This is a genomic window from Bacillus oleivorans, assembly GCF_900207585.1.
Taxonomy (GTDB): domain Bacteria; phylum Bacillota; class Bacilli; order Bacillales; family JC228; genus Bacillus_BF; species Bacillus_BF oleivorans.
Map to the genome: position 1 here is coordinate 76,981 of NZ_OAOP01000012.1, position 17,857 is coordinate 94,837.

Consider the following 17,857-nt stretch of genomic DNA (forward strand, 5'->3'; position numbering starts at 1 on the left):
CTTTCCGAGATATTTTTATCATGGCCACTAAAACCCTGAAACTTTTTTCCGTTTGCGGAGTCTGATTTAATGTAAAAAATTAATCTCAGAGGAGAAGAAAGGGCGTGTTTTGTGGTTAAACAAACAGTTAAGATTTTAATAAGCTTGGTTTTCTTATCAGCCCTACTGTTTTCTTATTTTGTTCCTACAGAAGAGAAGGCAAATGCTTCCGTGAAGGCAGATGTACAGTTTAAAGGGAAAATCCTGCGCGATGTTGAAACCCATTACTTTAAATTTACAACTGTCACGGAGGGAACCATAGATGTTACCTGGGGTCCTGACACATTGGGGTCTGATTTTGTTATTACCGACAATAATTGGTCCAGAATTTATTGGTTAGGCGACGTTTTGCCTCCAGGTGATTATTTTTTTGTGGTCAGCACCAATCCTGTGGAATCACCTGATGACCCAAGCATAGTAAATTATGAATTCACACTTAGTGGTCTGCCGTTTAAGAAACTTCCCGATCCTACATTACCGCAATTACATGTCACTAGCCCTCAAAAGAATGTCAATCGTCTTCCTGCAGGAGACCAAGCGGTAACCATCGAGGGCAGTTCAAATGCCAAAGAGGTTCGATTCGGAATCTTTGGTCCCGATCTGCCTGCTCAAATCATCAAAAGCCCATTTAAGCAAACACTATAATTTACTGATGCTAGTCCGACTCACAGTGCGTACCGTTTAACGGCTATTAATGAATCAGGAAATCGTATAAATCGAAATTATGAGTTCATCCACCCGCATATAATCCGGGTCGAAGGAAAGAACATTTATGAAGTATCGGCTAATGCTGCTGCTGAATTTGCAAAATACCCAGTCAATGATGAGCCAGAAAAAATCGATACTGTTTTTCTAGCAAATGGAGATGACCCTTCCTATTCTCTGCCTAGCACTCCATTGGCAAAAATTCACAATGCGCCGATACTAATTACGAATAAACATAACTTGCCTAAAAGCATCAAAAAACAAATTCGTACACTAAACCCATCAACCTTCGTTCTCCTTGGGGGGCCAAAGATTATTTCCCCTAAGATTGTAAAAGAACTTAAATTACTTGGGATAAAAAAGATTGAGCGAATAAATGGTAATGACCCGATTTCCCTATCAGAGCAGGCAGCTAATAAAATTGATGATAATGGCCAAGGTTTTATTGACACAGCTATCATTGCAAGCACCAGCTCAACTGAAAATGCGATAACGGCATCTGCCGCAGCAGCTATTTTGCAATACCCCATTCTTCTCGTAGAAAAAGACAATATACCTAATAAAATTAAAACATTCATAAAAAACCATAAAAATTATAAAAGGTTTATTATCATCGGAAATGAAAGTTCCATCTCAAAGGAAGTCGAAGATACCATCCGTTCGTATTTTAATGAAATCCAGATTGACCGGATTTCTGGGAAAGATGTCTATGAAGTTTCAGCAAACAGCGCGAGGTATTTCGGTTTTGGGATAACCAATATGGCCATTGTGAACGGTGACGGGCTTGATGCGGTCACGGGAAGTTCATTAGTGTCAAAACTCGGCGGCAATGTCTTGCTCACTCCACCTGACAAATTACACAAAAGCATTAAATCCTATCTCGATGAGCAGGTTGCAATATCCGCTGAAATGCTCCAAGTTTATATGATTGGAGATTCTTCAAGGGTATCCAATCAGGTTTACGAACAAATGAAGAGTTATTTGAAATAACTGTTTGCAAACCCCTGTGTTTAATAAAGAATACAAGATAAAAGTGGAACCAATGGTTCAAAATTATTCTTCAAAAGTGCATTCTTCCGAACTTGGAAGGATGCAATTTTTTACGTTACAGTCGAATTGCGAATTATTTTTACGTTAAAGTATTTCAATGACAATGGTAAAATAATTATCATAGTACCTTGACAGTCAAAGTAATGTGATTTATATTGTACTTATAAGAATCGATCAGCGGTCTGTAATAAAAAACTGCATCTCCACGCTATATTGAGCTGGGATTCCTCGATTATAAAGAAGTGAATTAACATATGTCATAGTATGAATTATTGTACAAAGGAGGTGTTTAGATGGCTGAAAATAAAATGTCCTCCGATTTACTTAGAGGACATACAGATACTATAATTTTGAATTTGTTAATGACCGGAGATAAATATGGGTATGAAATCTCCAAATTAGTATTAGTAAATTCTAATCATGATTATGAACTGAAAGAGGCTACCATGTATTCAAGTCTGAAGAGGCTTGAAAAGGATGGCAATATCGTATCCTATTGGGGAGATGAAACTCATGGAGGAAGAAGGAAATATTATAGGATAACAGAAAAAGGGAAAAATACGTACTTCGAAAATAAAAAAAATTGGGAATATGCAAAACATATTTTAGATCAATTATTAGGAAAAGGTGATACTGATGAAAAATAAATTAATCAAACATATAGATGGTTTGTTTTTGCCATACGACGATTCACATGCAGTTAGAGAGTTAAAAGAAGAATTGTATATGAATTTGCAAGAGAGATTAAAAGATTTAAAAGAACAGGGTTATGATGATGAAACGGCTTACAGCATGACGATTAACTCCATTGGAGATATATCAGAATTAGTGGAAAATGTTACAGAAACGATAATTGATTCCCAGCAACACCCAAGGGCTAGGGATTTTTCAAAAATGGATCTTAAAAATTCAGATTTTAAAGGAGTAAGTTTACCTAAAGCTGAGTTTAGCAAAAGCGCGCTGGGAGGTTCGGAATTTACCGGCGCAGATTTATCGAACAGCTCCTTTAAATCCTGCGATTTAAGAAATGTAAGCTTTGATGGTGCAAATCTCTCAGGAGCTAAATTATCGAAGACAGATTTATCAAAAACAAGTTTTAAAAACAGTATGTTAGATAATACGGATTTTAGTTATTCTAATTTATCCGGTGTTCAATTTGACAATCAAACATTAAATGGCACTATATTTTATTCTGCAGGATTAAAAGGGGCATCTTTTAAAAATGCCGTATTCCGTAATGTATCTTTTAAGTATGCCTCTGGTTGTAATCAAGTTAATTTCGACGGGGCGACAATGGATAAAGCAACCTATGCTGTATTGAAAAGTCAAAAAGCCAAATTGACGAAAGTCACTATTATATAAGAATTTACAGTATATTAATCTTTATCCGATTGATTTTTTATAATGTGCTTCCAATGATCAGGAAGTTCATGAGTCTCTAAATGTTCCAATTTAAGCAGCTTCGGTCCGCTTGGATCTATATCAAAGACTAATCGGTCTTTTCCGACTGAAATATGAGGCCCTACCACGGGTGTCACTTCAAGAGTGACTATAAATTTGAAAGACCGATACCCGTATACTCTCTTAGCACTAATCACATCAACCATATATCCATGTACCATCGGAGAAGCGGATAAGAATTTTGAGTAAAATTGATCAATCGGTTCATTCATATATGGGAATAGTAACGTTATGAACATATCATGGTACAGTTCTTCTCTAGATTCTTCAGGCGGCTTTGGCATTGATTCAGCATAACCTATTGTATAAATGGTCATAAATAGGATGAAAATTAATAAAAAAACTGAACTATACTTCTTCAATAGGTATCACTCCTAGAAAGCAATCACTTCTAAGTTTCCCATTAGATGAAAAGACAATTGCAGAAAACAGACTTTTTTCGATAACCAAGTTCTGCTAGAAATTTGAAAAGGGTGAGGAACTACATGTCCGTAGAATCTCACCCTTGAATTTGAATTTTTTCAAAATGTCATTCAATCTTTTCAAAAATATTATTGTGCATACAGTCCGCCATCGATGACAAACTCAGCACCAGTCGAATAACTGGATTCATCTGATGCAAGGAAAAGGACAAGATTAGAGACCTCTTCAGGTCTGGCAATTCTTCCTAGAGGAATAATCTTTTCAAACATTTTAGTTAATTCTTCTGTATTCTCTTGCCTAATCATTGGGGTTTCAATAAATCCCGGATGTATGGAGTTAACTCGGATTCCGTATTCAGCAAATTCGAGTGCCGCCACTTTTGTCATTCCTCTAACCGCAAACTTGGAAGCTACATACCCAACCTGATCTTTGCCCCCTATAAGCCCGGAAAGAGAGGAGATATTTACAATTGATCCATTGTTTGTTTTCCGCATAGATGGAAGAACAACTTTCATCCCAAGAAATACGGCCACCTGGTTAATATCTATAACTTTTCTATAAACTTCTTCAGAAGTACTCTCAATCGGACTAGTAGGTGCGATACCTGCATTATTTACTAAAACATTAACTGGACCAAATGTTGCTTCAGTTTCAGTAACGACATGTTCCCAATCAGCAGCATTTGTTACATCATGTTTGATAAATAGAGCGTTTTCGCCCAGTTCATTCGCCAAAGCTTGTCCTTCTTGGTCAAGAATGTCAGTAATGACAACTTTTGCTCCTTCATTAACTAGTTTACGAGCATGAGACGCTCCCATACCTCGTGCTCCACCTGTAATAATAACTACTTTTCCAGATACTCTACCCATTTTTGCTCCTCCTTTTTTTGTTAACGTTTTCAAAAAAACAATGCATAAATTTTAACGAACTTCTATTTATAGTATAATGGGACTAATAAACCGTCTACAATCATCAAATTCAGACTATTCTGTTTATTAGTCAACAATCGATATCTTCTTTGTTTACTAACAAATATTAATGAACATAGGAGGGTAAAAATGTTGCAAAACTTTTCTCAAGTGGATCGAAGAATTATAAAATCAAAGGCAGCATTAAAGGAATCACTAGTAAAGCTGATGCTAGAAAAAAGTTTCAGGGATATAACGATTACTGAAATTGTAAAAGAGGCAAATCTTAATCGTGGTACTTTTTATAAAAACTATCAATGTAAAGAGGAGATTTTAGAAGAAATCATAGAGGATGTAACAAACGATTTAATTACATCTTTTCGTGCGCCGTATCAAAACAAACAAATAATTACAGTTGGAAGTCTAACGGCGTCTGCGATTAAAATCTTTGATCATGTAACAAACCATTCAACTTTTTATACACTTTTAGTGAAATCCAATCCATTTCCAGGTTTTCAAATTAAGATTTGTAAAATACTAAAAGACTTAAACCTGCAAGATTTTGCTGATATTACAACCAACTCAAAGATAAATAGAGAAGTTCTTGCAAGTTATCGTGCATATGCTGCGTTAGGGGTCATTTTTGAGTGGGTGAGTGAAGGGTTTAAATATAGTTCTACTTATATGGCAGAACAATTAGTAGAAATATTAAACAGTAGTCAAGTAAATGATATATATGAAGTAAATATTATTTAATAATCTCGGATAAAAACATGCCCCGAATTTTCAATTCTTGTAAAAAGTATCGAAAACTCGGGATTTTTATGTTCTCTTACTGGCTCTGCCGATATGCCTCCTTAACCCGTTCAATCTGGGCTAGGTGTCCGCGCACATGCTCAACACGAAATTCCAGCAACTCCTTAAAGGTAAAACGTCCTGCGTCGGCATAAACGCCAGCCCGTTCGAATTGTTCAGCTTTTAGTTGGGCTATAATCGTCTGCATACTAGATCGCAGCAATTTGAAGAGCTGCAGTGCTTGTTCACGGTCTAGCTGTTCATATTCTAAGTTATTTGCCCATGCATCCTGGTCAACCGAAAACAAGAGCGGTTCATCTTCTGCTAAGACTTTTTTCATCCTCGTTATTGACACGAGTTCGGAATCCGCCACATGGATTAGGATTTGATGGATACTCCATTTGTCCGGAGCAGGCTTATAATGAAGCTCCTCCTCGGTCAAACCTTCAATAGCGTTTTGCAGCATCTCATATCCGCGCTCGTACTCTTTCATCAACGATTCCATATTTGCATCCTCCCATTTATCTTCTCTAAAAGAACTGAACAGCTTGTCTTAAGCTTCATTTCTTTAATATCCCTAAATATTCAATCCATGGGCCTACATCCGTTCTGTACCTTTCCGCCATGACCCGTACGATTTGAGCTATGTGAGTTAAATCATGGACCACCCACGTAGAGATTAATTCTCTTACTTTTACTACACCAAAGGCAGGGTGGGAACCCGTTTTTTCTAGGTCCGTTTCAGGAACTACCAGTTCCATAAGCTTAATTAAATTTTGTGTTCGAATGGTTTTAAATTCAAGCAGACTTTGTGCTATCGTTTTTTCCAACTTCCTATTTAAATGTGAAAAACGGTCAAATGGGGGAAATGGTTTACTTTCACCTTCCTGAAGAATATGCTCCAAGCGAGGGATCCAATTATTTTTCTCTCCCTCAATTAAGTGCTCAACCACTTCAATAGGATTCCAGGTTCCTTTTCCTTCATTGGATTCCAGCCATCGATTCGCTAATCCAGATAAAAAATATTCCAATGTCTGAGGTGTACGTTCTAGTACCTCGATTGCTTCCTTTATATCAAAATTCATTTAGTAACTCCTCCTTTCAATTATTACTTCCATTTGTGTTTATTAAGGAAAAATGATCCTTTTACAATATATGTCTAATATATTTCTTCATGGCTATGAATTTACCCTTTATTTATTCGAAATTGCGTATTTTCAACGGGAAACTCTAGTCATATTGTTAATTAATGGTGTATTCTAGTAATAGTAAGAAAATTTTGTGTTTTCGACAAAATTAGTGAAAGAAATGAACAAATATCAACATATTTTCAAATTTTCCTCATATAAAATAGAGAATACAAAAATAGAGGGTGGAGGGAATTAGACTTGCGGCAATATGACCTGTACAGAATAGAAAAGTCGGTGGCACTGTATTATTATGGACGGGAACGTAAATTCTTTGGTCTGTTTAAGGAATACCGTGATTCGGAAGGGGAGTTTAGACAGATCGTTGAAGGCCAAGTTAACTTTATCACAGAGATGATCCCTATCTTACCCTTGCACCAATTGTTAAAGGAAGGCTCAAAACGGAAGCAGCCATTTTATAATGAAGCAAATTTGTATTGGATCAGAAAAGATGATGAAAGTGAAGATTCTGCATATATGGAGCTTTCCGAAAAGAAAATAACGATCCATGCTACAGGCGATCACGAAATAGAAAATGTGTTTTTTGAAATACTAAAAAAAATGGATAATTTTTTAGCAATAGATTTAGAAAATGAACGGTATGGATGGTTAAAGCCTTGGAGAGAAAGAAAATATATATAATAACTAGTAAATAAGGGTTAACATATTGTATTATCATAGTTGGTTTAGTACACTGTAAGGTAGACAACATGAAGGAGGAAAGCTTTTTATGTGGTGGATGTATACTCTAGTGGGTGTAATCGCTTTACTCGCAGGTGTAGCGCTAGGCTTTTTCATTGCGAGAAAATATATGATGGATTACTTAAAGAAAAACCCACCAATTAACGAACAAATGCTTCGTGTGATGATGACACAAATGGGCATGAAACCATCTCAAAAGAAAATTAATCAAATGATGGCTGCTATGAATAAACAACAACTAAAATAAACGAACACAAGGACAAGCACTCTTCGATGAGTGCTTTATTTTTTTGTTCGACATCAATCTCTGCTTCGGCAAGTGCCTCTGCACTTTCGGCTTGCTTCAGCGTTCGCGACGTGACAAGTACGCTCGAGATTTGTCGATTTTCGGTATTTAATTTTACTATTTACAGTAGGCGAACGTTTGTTCTATAATAAAAAAGAAGTTATTTTTTCAATCTTTTTATTAAAAAAAACTTTTGGTAAACTGAGATGGTACGATTTGGGATGACACAGTGGAGGAAAACAAATGAGGGTATTTCTAGATTTGAAATGGTTTTTTAAGCAAGAAAGAAAAGCCTATATTTTAGGTGTGTTTTTCTTATTATTGGTTGCTTGTTTGCAATTAGTGCCGCCGCGCATTGTCGGGGTGGTGGTTGATGAGATTATAGAGAACGAAATTACGGTTGCGAGTTTACTGTTTTGGTGCGGAATATTAGTAATAAGCGGACTTGCTATGTATGGCTTGCGCTATTTATGGAGAATTCAAATTTTCGGGTCTGCTGTCAAGCTTGCCAGACAATTAAGGGAGACGCTGTACACGCACTTTACGAAGATGACCTCCTCATTTTATCAGCGCAAAAGAGTAGGGGATTTAATGGCCCATGCAACCAATGATTTAAGTGCGATTCAGCAGACTGCCGGGTCGGGGGTCTTAACACTAGTCGACTCCCTGGCAACGGGAGGATCCGTTATTCTTGCGATGGGCTTCACCATCAGCTGGAAGCTTACAATCATCGCTCTGATTCCATTACCTTTGATGGCTTTACTTACAAGCTATTATGGGCACCTCTTGCATAAAAAGTTCAGATTGGCTCAAGAAGCCTTTTCTTCTTTAAATGATAAAACCCAGGAAAGCGTTAATGGGGTCAAGGTTATTAAAACATTTGGCCAGGAAAAAGAAGAAGTAGAATCGTTCCGTGACCAAGCGGAAGATGTAGTGAAAAAGAACGTGGCAGTTGCCAAAATTGATGCACTTTTTGATCCGACAATTTCTATTATAATAGGAATCTCGTATTTCCTTACGATCTTTTTCGGTTCTCAATTTGTAATGAACGGTGAAATGACCATTGGTGATTTAGTTGCTTTTACGACATACTTAAGCCTGTTAATTTGGCCAATGCTTGCCTTTGGCTGGCTATTTAACATTGTCGAAAGAGGGAGCGCGTCTTATCAAAGGGTTAGCAGATTACTAGAGGAAGTCCCAGAAATCGTAGATTTGCCTGGATCCATTGAGGAAACGCCTTCTGGTGAGATTGAGTTGAACATTCAATCCTTCTCTTATCCTAATGAAACTGTTCATGCTCTTGTAGATATCAATTTCACTCTAAAAAAAGGGCAGACATTAGGGATTGTTGGAAAAACAGGTGCAGGGAAGACGACTTTATTAAAATTATTATTACGCGAATTTGAAGGATACTCAGGCACCCTTATGGTGGGCGGAAGTTCGATTAGAGAATACAAGCTTGAAGCATTGCGAAGAGCATTTGGCTACGTGCCACAAGATCATTTTTTATTTTCCAGTACAATCAGCGAAAATATCGCATTTGCCAGACCTGATGCTGCACCAGAAGAAATTCATAAGGCTAGCCAAATTGCCAGTATTCACGAGGATATTTTGCAATTTCCAGATCAATATGAAACCATCGTTGGCGAGCGCGGTGTCTCTTTATCTGGCGGACAAAAGCAGCGGATCTCGATTGCACGTGCCATTCTGATGGATCCGGAAATTCTGATATTAGATGACTCTCTGTCTGCGGTTGATGCCAAGACAGAGGAAGAGATCCTTTCAGCTTTAAAGAATAATAGAGAGCAAAAAACAACGATTATTACGGCTCACAGACTAAGTGCGATTCAGCATGCGGACCTCATTATTGTTTTAGATCATGGAAGAATTGTCGAGCGTGGCAATCATCAAGCATTAATGGCGCATGGCGGATGGTATAAAGAAATGTATCTTCGTCAGCAGTTAGAGTCTTTAGTGGAGCACGGAGGGTAATGATGGAGACTACACGTTCAATGACCGGTAAGGAACAAAGGGTTGTTTTAAAACGATTAATGTCCTATGCAAAACCGCATTGGAAAAAAATTGTGTTTGCCTTTGGGTTATTACTGTTAATGACCCTCGGAGACATTTTAGGTCCGATTTTAGTTAAAGTATTCATAGATGATCACCTAACTCCATTTATCTCAGATGGTCAGGCACTCGAACTGGATCCGATTATGACTTTGGCTGCAGCCTTTGTCGCGATTCAATTATTGAATGCGGCAGCGACCTATTTTCAGTTATACCATTTTCAAAAAATTGCTTTGAAAATTGTGCAGGCACTCCGGATTGATGTGTTCGAAAAGGTTCATTCATTAGGTTTGAAGTTTTTTGATAAAACACCAGCGGGCAGCATCGTTTCACGGGTAACCAATGACACCGAGGCTATCAAGGATATGTTTGTGTCTGTATTAATTTCTTTCGTGCAAAGTATTTTCCTATTAATAGGGGTCTTTACTTCCATGTTTATATTGGATGCAAGGCTCGGATTCTTTTGTTTATTCACCTTGCCTTTACTCTATTGGATCATGCGGACTTATCGCATACACAGTTCAAAAATATACTCTGAATTAAGAGAAAGACTGAGCCAGCTTAATGCGAAGCTTAGCGAATCTTTACAGGGCATGTCCATCATTCAAATTTTCCGCCAAGAAAAACGGCTCCGGAAAGAATTTGAAGATATTAACAATCAACACTTTACAGCTGGGGTTAAAAATCTGAAGGTGGATGCACTACTGTTAAGACCAGCGATTGACTTAGTCTATATTGCGGCCCTTGTTGTGGTTCTTAGCTATTTTAGTATCCTGTCGTTAAATGACTCGATTGAGGTTGGGGTACTGTATGCGTTTATTACGTATTTAGACCGCTTCTTTGAACCAGTTAACCAAGTAATGAGCCGGTTAACCTTCTTTCAGCAGGCAATTGTAGCCGCATCGAGAATCTTTAAGCTGATAGATGAAACTGAACAAGCGCCTCAGCAATTAGAAGGAAAATCCCATTCTATTACAAAAGGTACGATTCAGTTTGAAAATGTGAGCTTTTCCTATGACGGTAAAAGAGATGTGTTAAAAAACATTTCCTTTACAGCAAGAGAAGGGGAGACCGTCGCTTTAGTCGGCCATACGGGAAGCGGAAAAAGTTCGATTATTAACCTGTTGATGCGCTTTTATGATTTCAACAGAGGAGACATCAAAATTGATGGAACATCGATTAAAGAAATCGAACATAACGAACTAAGAGAAAAAATAGGGCTTGTTTTACAGGATCCATTTTTGTTTTACGGAACGATTATGGATAATATCAAACTTCATAAAACAGATATGACTGACGAAGAGGCGATTGAAGCAGCACAGTTTGTTCAGGCCCACGGTTTTATTGAAAAGCTGGAAGATGGATATCGGCATCTGGTTACAGAAAGAGGATCCACCTTCTCAAGCGGACAAAGGCAGCTAATCGCTTTCGCCAGAACGATTGCTTACAATCCACAAATTCTAGTATTAGATGAAGCGACTGCAAACATAGATACAGAGACTGAGGAAGCGATTCAGATTGCCTTACAGAAAATGAGACAAGGAAGAACGACCATTGCGATCGCACACAGACTTTCAACAATCCAAGATGCGGAACAAATTCTTGTGTTGCATCAGGGTGAAATTGTGGAACGCGGTAACCACCAGCAGCTCCTGGCACAAAAAGGCTTGTATTATAAGATGTACATTCTTCAAAATGGTTCTGGAGAAGGTTTAGAGGATGCCGTTGCCATGAAAAATCAATAAGAGAATGATTGCCCAGATTATAAAGAGGACTTTGTGAAGTCAAAATGCAATATGAGTAAGGGGTAAGTAACAAAACGCTTGGATCATTTTTATGAACCAAGCGTTATTTATGATATTTTTATTTTTTTGCTATGTATTTGTTTTTTAAGGGTTTATCGTATGGTTGTTGGTAGATATAGTAGTATTGATTTAGCAAAGCATCCAGTTCTTGGCTGTGCTTGACTGTTAGGCTGGAACTAAAGCCCTTTTCACTGACAATTTGCACGAGTTCTTCCCGCTTTTGTTCTATTGCTGCGATGAGAGATTCATTAACCACGATAAAAACCCTTTCCGTAATAAATTGTAAAATAAGGGAATAAATATATTCCCTAGTATAAAGCATGTTCACCCTATCTCCAAGCAAAAAAAAACCTAAAATGGGATTAAATCAAAAAATATTTGAAGAAATGGTCACAAATTCTACAAATCCATCTCATTAACAAATGGAAAGGGAAAGTGTACAATTAAATTTGAATTCTTTCTATGGGTAAATCGTTTGAATAGGGGTTTTTAAACCCTCTTCCAAGAGGAGGAGAATTTATGACTGACTTAAATTTATTTTTAGCATTTGGTGCGGGATTTTTAAGCTTCATATCACCATGTTGCCTTCCATTATATCCAGCATTCATATCGTATATAACGGGAATGTCTGTTGCCGAACTAAAAAATGAAAATGCGATGCTAAACCGAAGAAGTATTTTACATACTTTATTCTTTTTAATTGGATTTTCTATTATTTTTATAGCAATTGGATTTGGAACCAGTTTTATCGGGGAATTCTTTTTTAAGTATCAGGATTTAATCAGACAGATTGGGGCAATTTTTATCATTTTGTTTGGACTTATTCTTGTCGGAGTCCTGCAGCCTAAGTTGTTAATGAAGGATCACCGCTTTGAGTTCAAAAATAAACCAGGAGGGTATGTTGGTTCCATTTTAATTGGAATGGCCTTTGCGGCTGGGTGGACGCCGTGTTCTGGCCCAATCTTAGGGGCTGTTTTAGTATTGGCTGCTCAAAATCCTAGCAGTGGTGTTGTTTATATGTTTGCTTATGTGCTAGGTTTTGCCATTCCTTTCTTCATTCTATCCTTTTTTATTGGGAAAATGGGATGGATTCGCAGACATAATGCGAAAATTATTAAATTCGGCGGATATTTAATGATTTTAATGGGGATTACGCTCTTCTTTGACTGGATGACGCAAATCATTAGTATTCTGACAATGGTCACTGGAGGATTCACTGGGTTTTAATACTCGAAATTTGTCATATAATCTAAGTTGAATATTTCTAGTACTTTCGATATAGTAGAAAGAAGAGATAATTCAATAGACCTATTCGTGATCGGACTGAGGGGGTCATAGATTCAGTATGGCAAATATACTAATTGTAGACGATGCAAAGTTTATGAGAATGACCTTAGGGCAAATTTTTCAGGAAGCAGACCATACCGTTGTCGGGGAAGCTGAAAACGGCAAAGAAGCGATTGATCGATACATAGAATTCAAGCCCGATTTGGTTACGATGGATATTACGATGCCAGAAATGGACGGAATAGAAGCCGTAAAAAAAATAAAAGATTTCGACCCCAAAGCGACGATAATTATGTGCTCTGCGATTGGACAATCCAGACTCGTACTAGAGGCGATTGAAGCAGGGGCCGTAGATTTTATCGTAAAGCCTTTTGAAAAAGAAAGAGTGATAGAAGCTGTAGAACGTGCACTGCGTCATGAAAGTTCGATTTCATGATGCTTTTTTTTATGGGGAGTTCTGAAGAATGTGCGGCTGAGTTAAACTTTACAGGTTCTCAGTTCCGATAAGTGACAACTGAGTTCGGTTAACCGGTCCTGAAGTTCGGATATCCGGCAGCTGAGTTCTGTTAACACCACCTAAGTTCGGTTATCCCAACACAAATGTTTCTAAATCAGGTAATTATCCAACTCATCGTTGGTAAAATAAATCATTTTGATTATAATAAAATAGAAAAGAATCATAGAGGACTGAACTCAGCATGTTATTACTGTCATCGGTATTCGCACTCATAATGGGTGTAGCCGTCATATTCATTCGCATAAAGGCGTCAGAGAAACCAGTGAACGCGAAAAAAATTTTACTCCCGCCTGTCTTTATGAGCACAGGGGCACTTATGTATATATTTCCGTATTTCAGGATTTCTCCATTTGAGATTGCAGAAGCTGTAATTGCGGGAGCGCTATTTTCGATTTTTTTAATTAAAACCTCTTCTTTTGAGGTAAAAGAGGGCGAGATCTTTCTCAAACGGTCCAAAGCTTTTGCCATTGTCATTATTGCTTTGCTCTTGATTCGTTTAGCTCTTAAAGTATTTTTCAGCTCTTCGACAACAGCAGGGGAGCTTGGCGGCATGTTCTGGCTTATCGCATTCTGCATGCTTGTGCCTTGGCGGGTCACGATGTACCTGCAATTCCGTAAACTCGAATCATCCTTGCAAATTAAAGCAGAAACGATTTAAAAACCCCGCACAAATGCTGTGCGGGGTTCTCAAATTTTTATAAACCTTCTGTTAAACTTTCTTCAATTACCTCACCATTATGATCGAGGATTCGAATGATACTGTCTCCGCCAAGAGTTCGAACAGTCTGATCAATTTGTTCTCTAGCCCGATTCAGCTGCCCGGAAAGGTTCATTTCTAGAACTTCACCACTCTTTAATTCAAAATAGAGTTTTTTAGGATAGGTGGTGCCATATTCATCATTTTGAAATTCACTGGTGATCAGGGCAATATCCTCCCATTTGGTTTGCTCTGTACCAAATCCCATAAGTTCATTTCGAAAAATTCCATCTGGACTATAGTAATAATATTCCTCCGTCGTTAACACGAGAAAGACAAGCGAAACCGAAAAAAGCCCGCTAAAAATTCCCCATTTACGCTTTGTATTTTTTAGCTCTATGGCCGCAATAATAATGCTGATCCCAAGGGCAAACCCAGCTGCGATTGATATCATCGAACTTGCGCTGTCGCTGCCAAAGAAAAACGCATCACGAGGCATAAAAATCGTCTGCTTGACAGCAGTACTTAACATACCCAATACAAGTGAACTCAACGCAACAATAATTCCTGCTACAATCCACATCACTTTTTTGCTATCCGCATTATGCATCTAAAAAATCCTCCCTGCTACACGCTAGAAATATTCTTTTCTTTCGATGAAGTTCCCCTCTGGATCATAAATCTCTATGTAGCTTTCACCTCCAAATTTACGGACGGTACTGTTAATAGAGGCTCTCATGGAGTATTGTCTTGCTCCCAATTCCATCATGATTTCTTCTCCATTTTTCATTTTGATAATCAATTCAGCAGGGAGAGGAGTGCCATTCATATCTTTCCGGTAAATATGCGTTAATTCTGAAATTTCGTCCCATTTCATGAGCTTTTCTTCGGTTGACTCCAGCGGGTCAAAGACAATCCCATTCGGATCAATATAGTAATAATCATCGATAGAATAATAGATTCCAATACTTGAGAAGAGGAATAGGACTGTAAAGGTTATCGATTTTGTTATTTTTTTACGAGTAACCCACCCGAGAAACATAAGGCTGATTCCAAGTAAAGCAATCGAAACAGTTGCGACCAAGTAGGACTGCCCGCTCGAACCGAAGAAATACCCGTACTCCGGTTTTATTAAAAGTTCTTTAATTGGTACAAAAAACAGCCCGATGACGATGCAAATTAAAAAGATCATAATACCGATACTAATCATCACCATCGCTCTTTTATCCCCGTTTTTCATTAAAAACACCCCCTAGCTGACGGAACCTCTATAAGACTAATAAATAGTACGTTTTAACTATAAAAGGGTTTCAAATTTTTCCAAAAAAGGAAAAGCCGGACCTCTTCATTAGTTCTCCTCACAAATTCGATGATGTTTTTTCAAAGGAGTTTTAATCAGGTGAGGGTGTCGAACTAATTAAGGGCCGGCCATTTTAAAATAAATGCTGATAGGGTTTAATATCAATATTCATTTCATTTAGCTTTTTGATCAAAAATTTATGATCTCGTTTCGGTGTTGCCATAATGTAACCGCGAATCACTAACTCCTGATTGATGGTTTTAGCTTTTTCCTTAAGTGCTAATTCACCAATTTTACCAGCAATCTTTTGTCTTGCAACATCGCGGAAAAGCTCAGGAACAGGACTCACGAGTTCTTCCAAGAGAATCTTCTCCTCAGGGTTCCACAAGTTTTTCGTCTGATTTACATAATACTCTTCCCAATCCATATCTGATTTGCCATCTTCCTTAGGCAACCGCTTTAAAAATTTGCGGAACATAAAAAAACCGCCGATGGCAAAAGAAACTACCATAAACATAATCCAGAATAGGATGAACCACAAAAACCATCCTTCTAACATAAAACGAATTCACCCCACAATCTTCCAACATTCTGTCTCTACTATTATAAAGCCCCCTCGGGTAGGTGACAAGGAAATGAAGGTGATTTGGACAGGGAGTATCTAGTAAATTGGGAGCGGGGAGATTGAATTTTGATAGAAAAAATAGTATCATCAATAACGCTATTGTTTAAAATGAAAATTTGGGGCTGGAAACGATGCTGGTGCTCGTCTCGGTCTTCAAAACCGCTATGTGAGGCGCGTGTCGTCTCTGGTGGGTTCGATTCCCACACAGTCCCGCCAAACCTGTCACTGTTCATAGGTGTTGTGACAGAATTAAGAGAGAAATTACTAATAAAAAATGTTCAGCATAGTCCGCTTCTTTAAAAAGGAAGCGGGCTTTTTTTTGAAAAGAACTGTGAGTGAACAAATAGCGGGTACTTTAATTAAATAAGAGGAGAAAAAAATAAAGTAGTGAGGTATTTGATATCTCACTACTTTTTATATAATAACTTTAATTCACATATTAGAGTTTAATTTCCTATTCAGTACTTTAATACCTATAAAAAACTTTAATTTATCAGTAGCTTTAATTAATAAATAGGAGAGCTCTATTAAAATTAATGACTAGGCATTAATAATAATTTCCTTACCTTCTCTACGCTTTTTAGCATATTCAGCTGTTGCAGTATAGAGAACGTCAGAGGATGAATTAAGGGCTGTTTCACAAGAGTCCTGTAACACACCTATGATGAAGCCAACACCAACTACCTGCATCGCAATATCATTTGGAATTCCGAATAGGCTACACGCTAGTGGAATGAGTAAGAGTGATCCACCTGCGACACCTGAAGCACCTGCAGCCGAAATAGCTGATACGACCATCAAAATAACCGCAGTCGGAATATCGATTTGAATACCAAGAGTATGCACGGCAGCAAGGGTTAGGACAGAAATAGTAACAGCTGCACCAGCCATATTGATGGTAGCGCCTAATGGGATTGATACCGAGTACGTATCCTTATCCAAATCTAGTTTTTCACATAAATTCATATTTATTGGAATGTTTGCAGCTGAGCTGCGAGTAAAGAATGCTGTAATACCACTTTCCTTTATGCATTTAAAGACAAGTGGATATGGATTTTTACGAATATTGATAAATACGATAATTGGATTAATCACTAGAGCTACAAAAAACATACAACCGAGCAGAACTAAAAGTAACTTTCCGTAATCAAGCAAGGCTGAAAGACCATTCGTTACAATTGCTTCAAAAACAAGACCCATGATGCCAAGCGGCGCCAAATTGATCACCCATTTGACTAATACTGATATGGCATCTGAAAAATTAGCAAGCACGTTTTTGGTAGAATCAGCAGCTTTTCTTAAAGCCAATCCAAGCAGGATAGCCCACGTTAGGATACCGATATAGTTGGCATTTAATAAAGCATTTATTGGGTTGTCCACAATGTTAAACAGTAATGTCTGAATTACTTCTACAATTCCACCTGGAGGAGTCAGGTCTTCGGCACCTGTTGTAAGTGATAAGCTAACCGGAAATATAAAGCTTGCAAGAACTCCTACAAAACCTGCCAAGAATGTACTTATACCATAAAGGACAAGAATAGATTTCATATTCGTTCGGTTACCACTTCTATGTTTAGAGATGGCATGCATAACTAAGAATAAGACAAGTATTGGGGCGACAGCCTTTAATGCACCTACAAATAAAGTACCAAAAATGGTGATCCATTCAGCAGTATTAGGAATCGTTAAAGCTAGGATAATACCAATAAAAATACCTACAAGGATTCGTTTTACTAGGCTCACTTGGTTCCACTTGTGAATTAAATTTTTCATTTAAAACCCTCCTATTATTAAAATAGTGCGTAACAAAAGAGGTAGATATTTTTTATGAGGGGACCATATGTAAGTTTAACATGAACATTATAATTATCAAACAAATTATTATATTGAAATATTTGTTAAGTTTAAGAATCTTCAAGGAAAATAGAAATAAGGAAAAGGTCAGACTAAATAGCTGATATTGAAAAAACTTTATATTTATCCCATATTGCCTACAGCAT

21 protein-coding genes and 1 tRNA gene are annotated in these 17,857 nt (G+C 37.5%); 13 read left to right on the top strand and 9 right to left on the bottom strand.

Annotated elements, in window-relative coordinates:
* Positions 1-111 precede the first annotated feature (111 nt).
* The 4 genes from CRO56_RS20520 (at position 112) to CRO56_RS20535 (ending at position 3,156) form a co-directional block, all read left to right on the top strand.
* Positions 112-684 (top strand): hypothetical protein, encoded by a 573-nt coding sequence (locus CRO56_RS20520; protein WP_097160499.1) that lies wholly within the window; start codon positions 112-114, stop codon positions 682-684.
* 102 nt (positions 685-786) lie between these two features.
* On the top strand, positions 787-1,734 hold the full coding sequence (locus CRO56_RS23130) for a cell wall-binding repeat-containing protein (RefSeq protein WP_342745907.1): 948 nt from the start codon (positions 787-789) through the stop codon (positions 1,732-1,734).
* 353 nt (positions 1,735-2,087) lie between these two features.
* Complete coding sequence (locus tag CRO56_RS20530) at positions 2,088-2,441, top strand: PadR family transcriptional regulator (protein ID WP_097160501.1); 354 nt, start codon at positions 2,088-2,090, stop codon at positions 2,439-2,441.
* Entirely contained in the window at positions 2,431-3,156 is a 726-nt protein-coding gene (locus tag CRO56_RS20535; protein ID WP_097160502.1) for a pentapeptide repeat-containing protein, read from the top strand. Before CRO56_RS20530 ends, CRO56_RS20535 begins: the two co-directional genes overlap by 11 nt.
* Positions 3,157-3,170: 14 nt before the next feature.
* On the opposite strand, the gene CRO56_RS20540 is transcribed toward CRO56_RS20535, so the two are convergent.
* Positions 3,171-3,617, bottom strand: a complete 447-nt coding sequence (locus CRO56_RS20540) for a DUF3888 domain-containing protein (protein WP_097160503.1) — start codon at positions 3,615-3,617, stop codon at positions 3,171-3,173.
* A 189-nt stretch (positions 3,618-3,806) separates the two neighbouring features.
* Positions 3,807-4,547, bottom strand: coding sequence for a glucose 1-dehydrogenase (locus CRO56_RS20545; protein ID WP_097160504.1), 741 nt, complete (start codon positions 4,545-4,547; stop codon positions 3,807-3,809).
* Between the two features lie 189 nt (positions 4,548-4,736).
* On the opposite strand from CRO56_RS20545, the gene CRO56_RS20550 reads away from it, so the two are divergent.
* The gene (locus CRO56_RS20550) at positions 4,737-5,342 is read left to right on the top strand and encodes a TetR/AcrR family transcriptional regulator (RefSeq protein WP_097160505.1); all 606 of its coding nucleotides are present in this window, start codon (positions 4,737-4,739) and stop codon (positions 5,340-5,342) included.
* 76 nt (positions 5,343-5,418) lie between these two features.
* Here the strand turns inward: CRO56_RS20550 and CRO56_RS20555 are convergent, their stop codons facing one another.
* Positions 5,419-5,886 carry a DinB family protein gene (locus CRO56_RS20555; protein WP_097160506.1) on the bottom strand — a complete coding sequence of 156 codons (468 nt, stop codon included), beginning with the start codon at positions 5,884-5,886 and terminating at the stop codon, positions 5,419-5,421.
* A gap of 55 nt (positions 5,887-5,941) precedes the next feature.
* Positions 5,942-6,466, bottom strand: a complete 525-nt coding sequence (locus tag CRO56_RS20560; protein ID WP_097160507.1) for a DinB family protein — start codon at positions 6,464-6,466, stop codon at positions 5,942-5,944.
* A gap of 303 nt (positions 6,467-6,769) precedes the next feature.
* Here CRO56_RS20560 and sirA point away from each other — a divergent pair, with 303 nt between their 5' ends.
* The 4 genes from sirA (at position 6,770) to CRO56_RS20580 (ending at position 11,371) form a co-directional block, all read left to right on the top strand.
* Positions 6,770-7,210 carry a sporulation inhibitor of replication protein SirA gene (gene sirA, locus CRO56_RS20565; protein WP_097160508.1) on the top strand — a complete coding sequence of 147 codons (441 nt, stop codon included), beginning with the start codon at positions 6,770-6,772 and terminating at the stop codon, positions 7,208-7,210.
* Between the two features lie 88 nt (positions 7,211-7,298).
* Positions 7,299-7,517: a YneF family protein gene (locus tag CRO56_RS20570; RefSeq protein ID WP_097160509.1), complete on the top strand. Its 219-nt coding sequence runs from the start codon at positions 7,299-7,301 to the stop codon at positions 7,515-7,517.
* Positions 7,518-7,799: 282 nt separating this feature from the next.
* Complete coding sequence (locus CRO56_RS20575) at positions 7,800-9,548, top strand: ABC transporter transmembrane domain-containing protein (protein ID WP_097160510.1); 1,749 nt, start codon at positions 7,800-7,802, stop codon at positions 9,546-9,548.
* Between the two features lie 2 nt (positions 9,549-9,550).
* Positions 9,551-11,371, top strand: a complete 1,821-nt coding sequence (locus tag CRO56_RS20580) for an ABC transporter ATP-binding protein (protein WP_097160511.1) — start codon at positions 9,551-9,553, stop codon at positions 11,369-11,371.
* 118 nt (positions 11,372-11,489) lie between these two features.
* Here the strand turns inward: CRO56_RS20580 and CRO56_RS20585 are convergent, their stop codons facing one another.
* Positions 11,490-11,753 (bottom strand): Spo0E family sporulation regulatory protein-aspartic acid phosphatase, encoded by a 264-nt coding sequence (locus CRO56_RS20585; RefSeq protein WP_342745905.1) that lies wholly within the window; start codon positions 11,751-11,753, stop codon positions 11,490-11,492.
* A 197-nt stretch (positions 11,754-11,950) separates the two neighbouring features.
* On the opposite strand from CRO56_RS20585, the gene CRO56_RS20590 reads away from it, so the two are divergent.
* From CRO56_RS20590 to CRO56_RS20600, 3 genes are all read left to right on the top strand, one after another.
* Entirely contained in the window at positions 11,951-12,658 is a 708-nt protein-coding gene (locus CRO56_RS20590; protein WP_097160512.1) for a cytochrome c biogenesis CcdA family protein, read from the top strand.
* 118 nt (positions 12,659-12,776) lie between these two features.
* Positions 12,777-13,154, top strand: coding sequence for a response regulator (locus CRO56_RS20595; protein WP_097160513.1), 378 nt, complete (start codon positions 12,777-12,779; stop codon positions 13,152-13,154).
* Between the two features lie 262 nt (positions 13,155-13,416).
* Positions 13,417-13,893 (top strand): CcdC family protein, encoded by a 477-nt coding sequence (locus CRO56_RS20600; protein WP_097160514.1) that lies wholly within the window; start codon positions 13,417-13,419, stop codon positions 13,891-13,893.
* A 37-nt stretch (positions 13,894-13,930) separates the two neighbouring features.
* On the opposite strand, the gene CRO56_RS20605 is transcribed toward CRO56_RS20600, so the two are convergent.
* The 3 genes from CRO56_RS20605 to CRO56_RS20615 all read right to left on the bottom strand — a co-directional run bounded on the left by CRO56_RS20605 (position 13,931) and on the right by CRO56_RS20615 (position 15,791).
* Complete coding sequence (locus CRO56_RS20605; RefSeq protein ID WP_097160515.1) at positions 13,931-14,542, bottom strand: hypothetical protein; 612 nt, start codon at positions 14,540-14,542, stop codon at positions 13,931-13,933.
* Between the two features lie 24 nt (positions 14,543-14,566).
* Positions 14,567-15,172: a hypothetical protein gene (locus CRO56_RS20610; RefSeq protein ID WP_097160516.1), complete on the bottom strand. Its 606-nt coding sequence runs from the start codon at positions 15,170-15,172 to the stop codon at positions 14,567-14,569.
* Between the two features lie 193 nt (positions 15,173-15,365).
* Positions 15,366-15,791: a DUF2621 domain-containing protein gene (locus tag CRO56_RS20615; protein WP_097160517.1), complete on the bottom strand. Its 426-nt coding sequence runs from the start codon at positions 15,789-15,791 to the stop codon at positions 15,366-15,368.
* 184 nt (positions 15,792-15,975) lie between these two features.
* Between CRO56_RS20615 and CRO56_RS23060 the strand changes: the two genes are divergently transcribed.
* Positions 15,976-16,073 (top strand) — tRNA-Sec (locus tag CRO56_RS23060).
* A gap of 324 nt (positions 16,074-16,397) precedes the next feature.
* On the opposite strand, the gene sstT is transcribed toward CRO56_RS23060, so the two are convergent.
* The gene (sstT, locus tag CRO56_RS20620; protein ID WP_097160518.1) at positions 16,398-17,630 is read right to left on the bottom strand and encodes a serine/threonine transporter SstT; all 1,233 of its coding nucleotides are present in this window, start codon (positions 17,628-17,630) and stop codon (positions 16,398-16,400) included.
* Positions 17,631-17,857: the final 227 nt, after the last annotated feature.

What these genes read in the sequence shown, in the direction of transcription:
- CRO56_RS20550 (WP_097160505.1), top strand. Translation starts at nt 4,737, where the DNA reads ATGTTGCAAAACTTTTCTCAAGTGGATCGAAGAATTATAAAATCAAAG.
- CRO56_RS20530 (WP_097160501.1), top strand. Translation starts at nt 2,088, where the DNA reads ATGGCTGAAAATAAAATGTCCTCCGATTTACTTAGAGGACATACAGAT.
- CRO56_RS20605 (WP_097160515.1), bottom strand. Translation starts at nt 14,542, where the DNA reads ATGCATAATGCGGATAGCAAAAAAGTGATGTGGATTGTAGCAGGAATT.
- CRO56_RS20580 (WP_097160511.1), top strand. Translation starts at nt 9,551, where the DNA reads ATGGAGACTACACGTTCAATGACCGGTAAGGAACAAAGGGTTGTTTTA.
- CRO56_RS20575 (WP_097160510.1), top strand. Translation starts at nt 7,800, where the DNA reads ATGAGGGTATTTCTAGATTTGAAATGGTTTTTTAAGCAAGAAAGAAAA.
- sstT (WP_097160518.1), bottom strand. Translation starts at nt 17,630, where the DNA reads ATGAAAAATTTAATTCACAAGTGGAACCAAGTGAGCCTAGTAAAACGA.
- CRO56_RS20590 (WP_097160512.1), top strand. Translation starts at nt 11,951, where the DNA reads ATGACTGACTTAAATTTATTTTTAGCATTTGGTGCGGGATTTTTAAGC.
- CRO56_RS20600 (WP_097160514.1), top strand. Translation starts at nt 13,417, where the DNA reads ATGTTATTACTGTCATCGGTATTCGCACTCATAATGGGTGTAGCCGTC.
- CRO56_RS20535 (WP_097160502.1), top strand. Translation starts at nt 2,431, where the DNA reads ATGAAAAATAAATTAATCAAACATATAGATGGTTTGTTTTTGCCATAC.
- CRO56_RS20560 (WP_097160507.1), bottom strand. Translation starts at nt 6,466, where the DNA reads ATGAATTTTGATATAAAGGAAGCAATCGAGGTACTAGAACGTACACCT.
- CRO56_RS20585 (WP_342745905.1), bottom strand. Translation starts at nt 11,753, where the DNA reads ATGCTTTATACTAGGGAATATATTTATTCCCTTATTTTACAATTTATT.
- CRO56_RS20555 (WP_097160506.1), bottom strand. Translation starts at nt 5,886, where the DNA reads ATGGAATCGTTGATGAAAGAGTACGAGCGCGGATATGAGATGCTGCAA.
- CRO56_RS20570 (WP_097160509.1), top strand. Translation starts at nt 7,299, where the DNA reads ATGTGGTGGATGTATACTCTAGTGGGTGTAATCGCTTTACTCGCAGGT.
- CRO56_RS20545 (WP_097160504.1), bottom strand. Translation starts at nt 4,547, where the DNA reads ATGGGTAGAGTATCTGGAAAAGTAGTTATTATTACAGGTGGAGCACGA.
- CRO56_RS20610 (WP_097160516.1), bottom strand. Translation starts at nt 15,172, where the DNA reads ATGAAAAACGGGGATAAAAGAGCGATGGTGATGATTAGTATCGGTATT.
- CRO56_RS20615 (WP_097160517.1), bottom strand. Translation starts at nt 15,791, where the DNA reads ATGTTAGAAGGATGGTTTTTGTGGTTCATCCTATTCTGGATTATGTTT.
- CRO56_RS20595 (WP_097160513.1), top strand. Translation starts at nt 12,777, where the DNA reads ATGGCAAATATACTAATTGTAGACGATGCAAAGTTTATGAGAATGACC.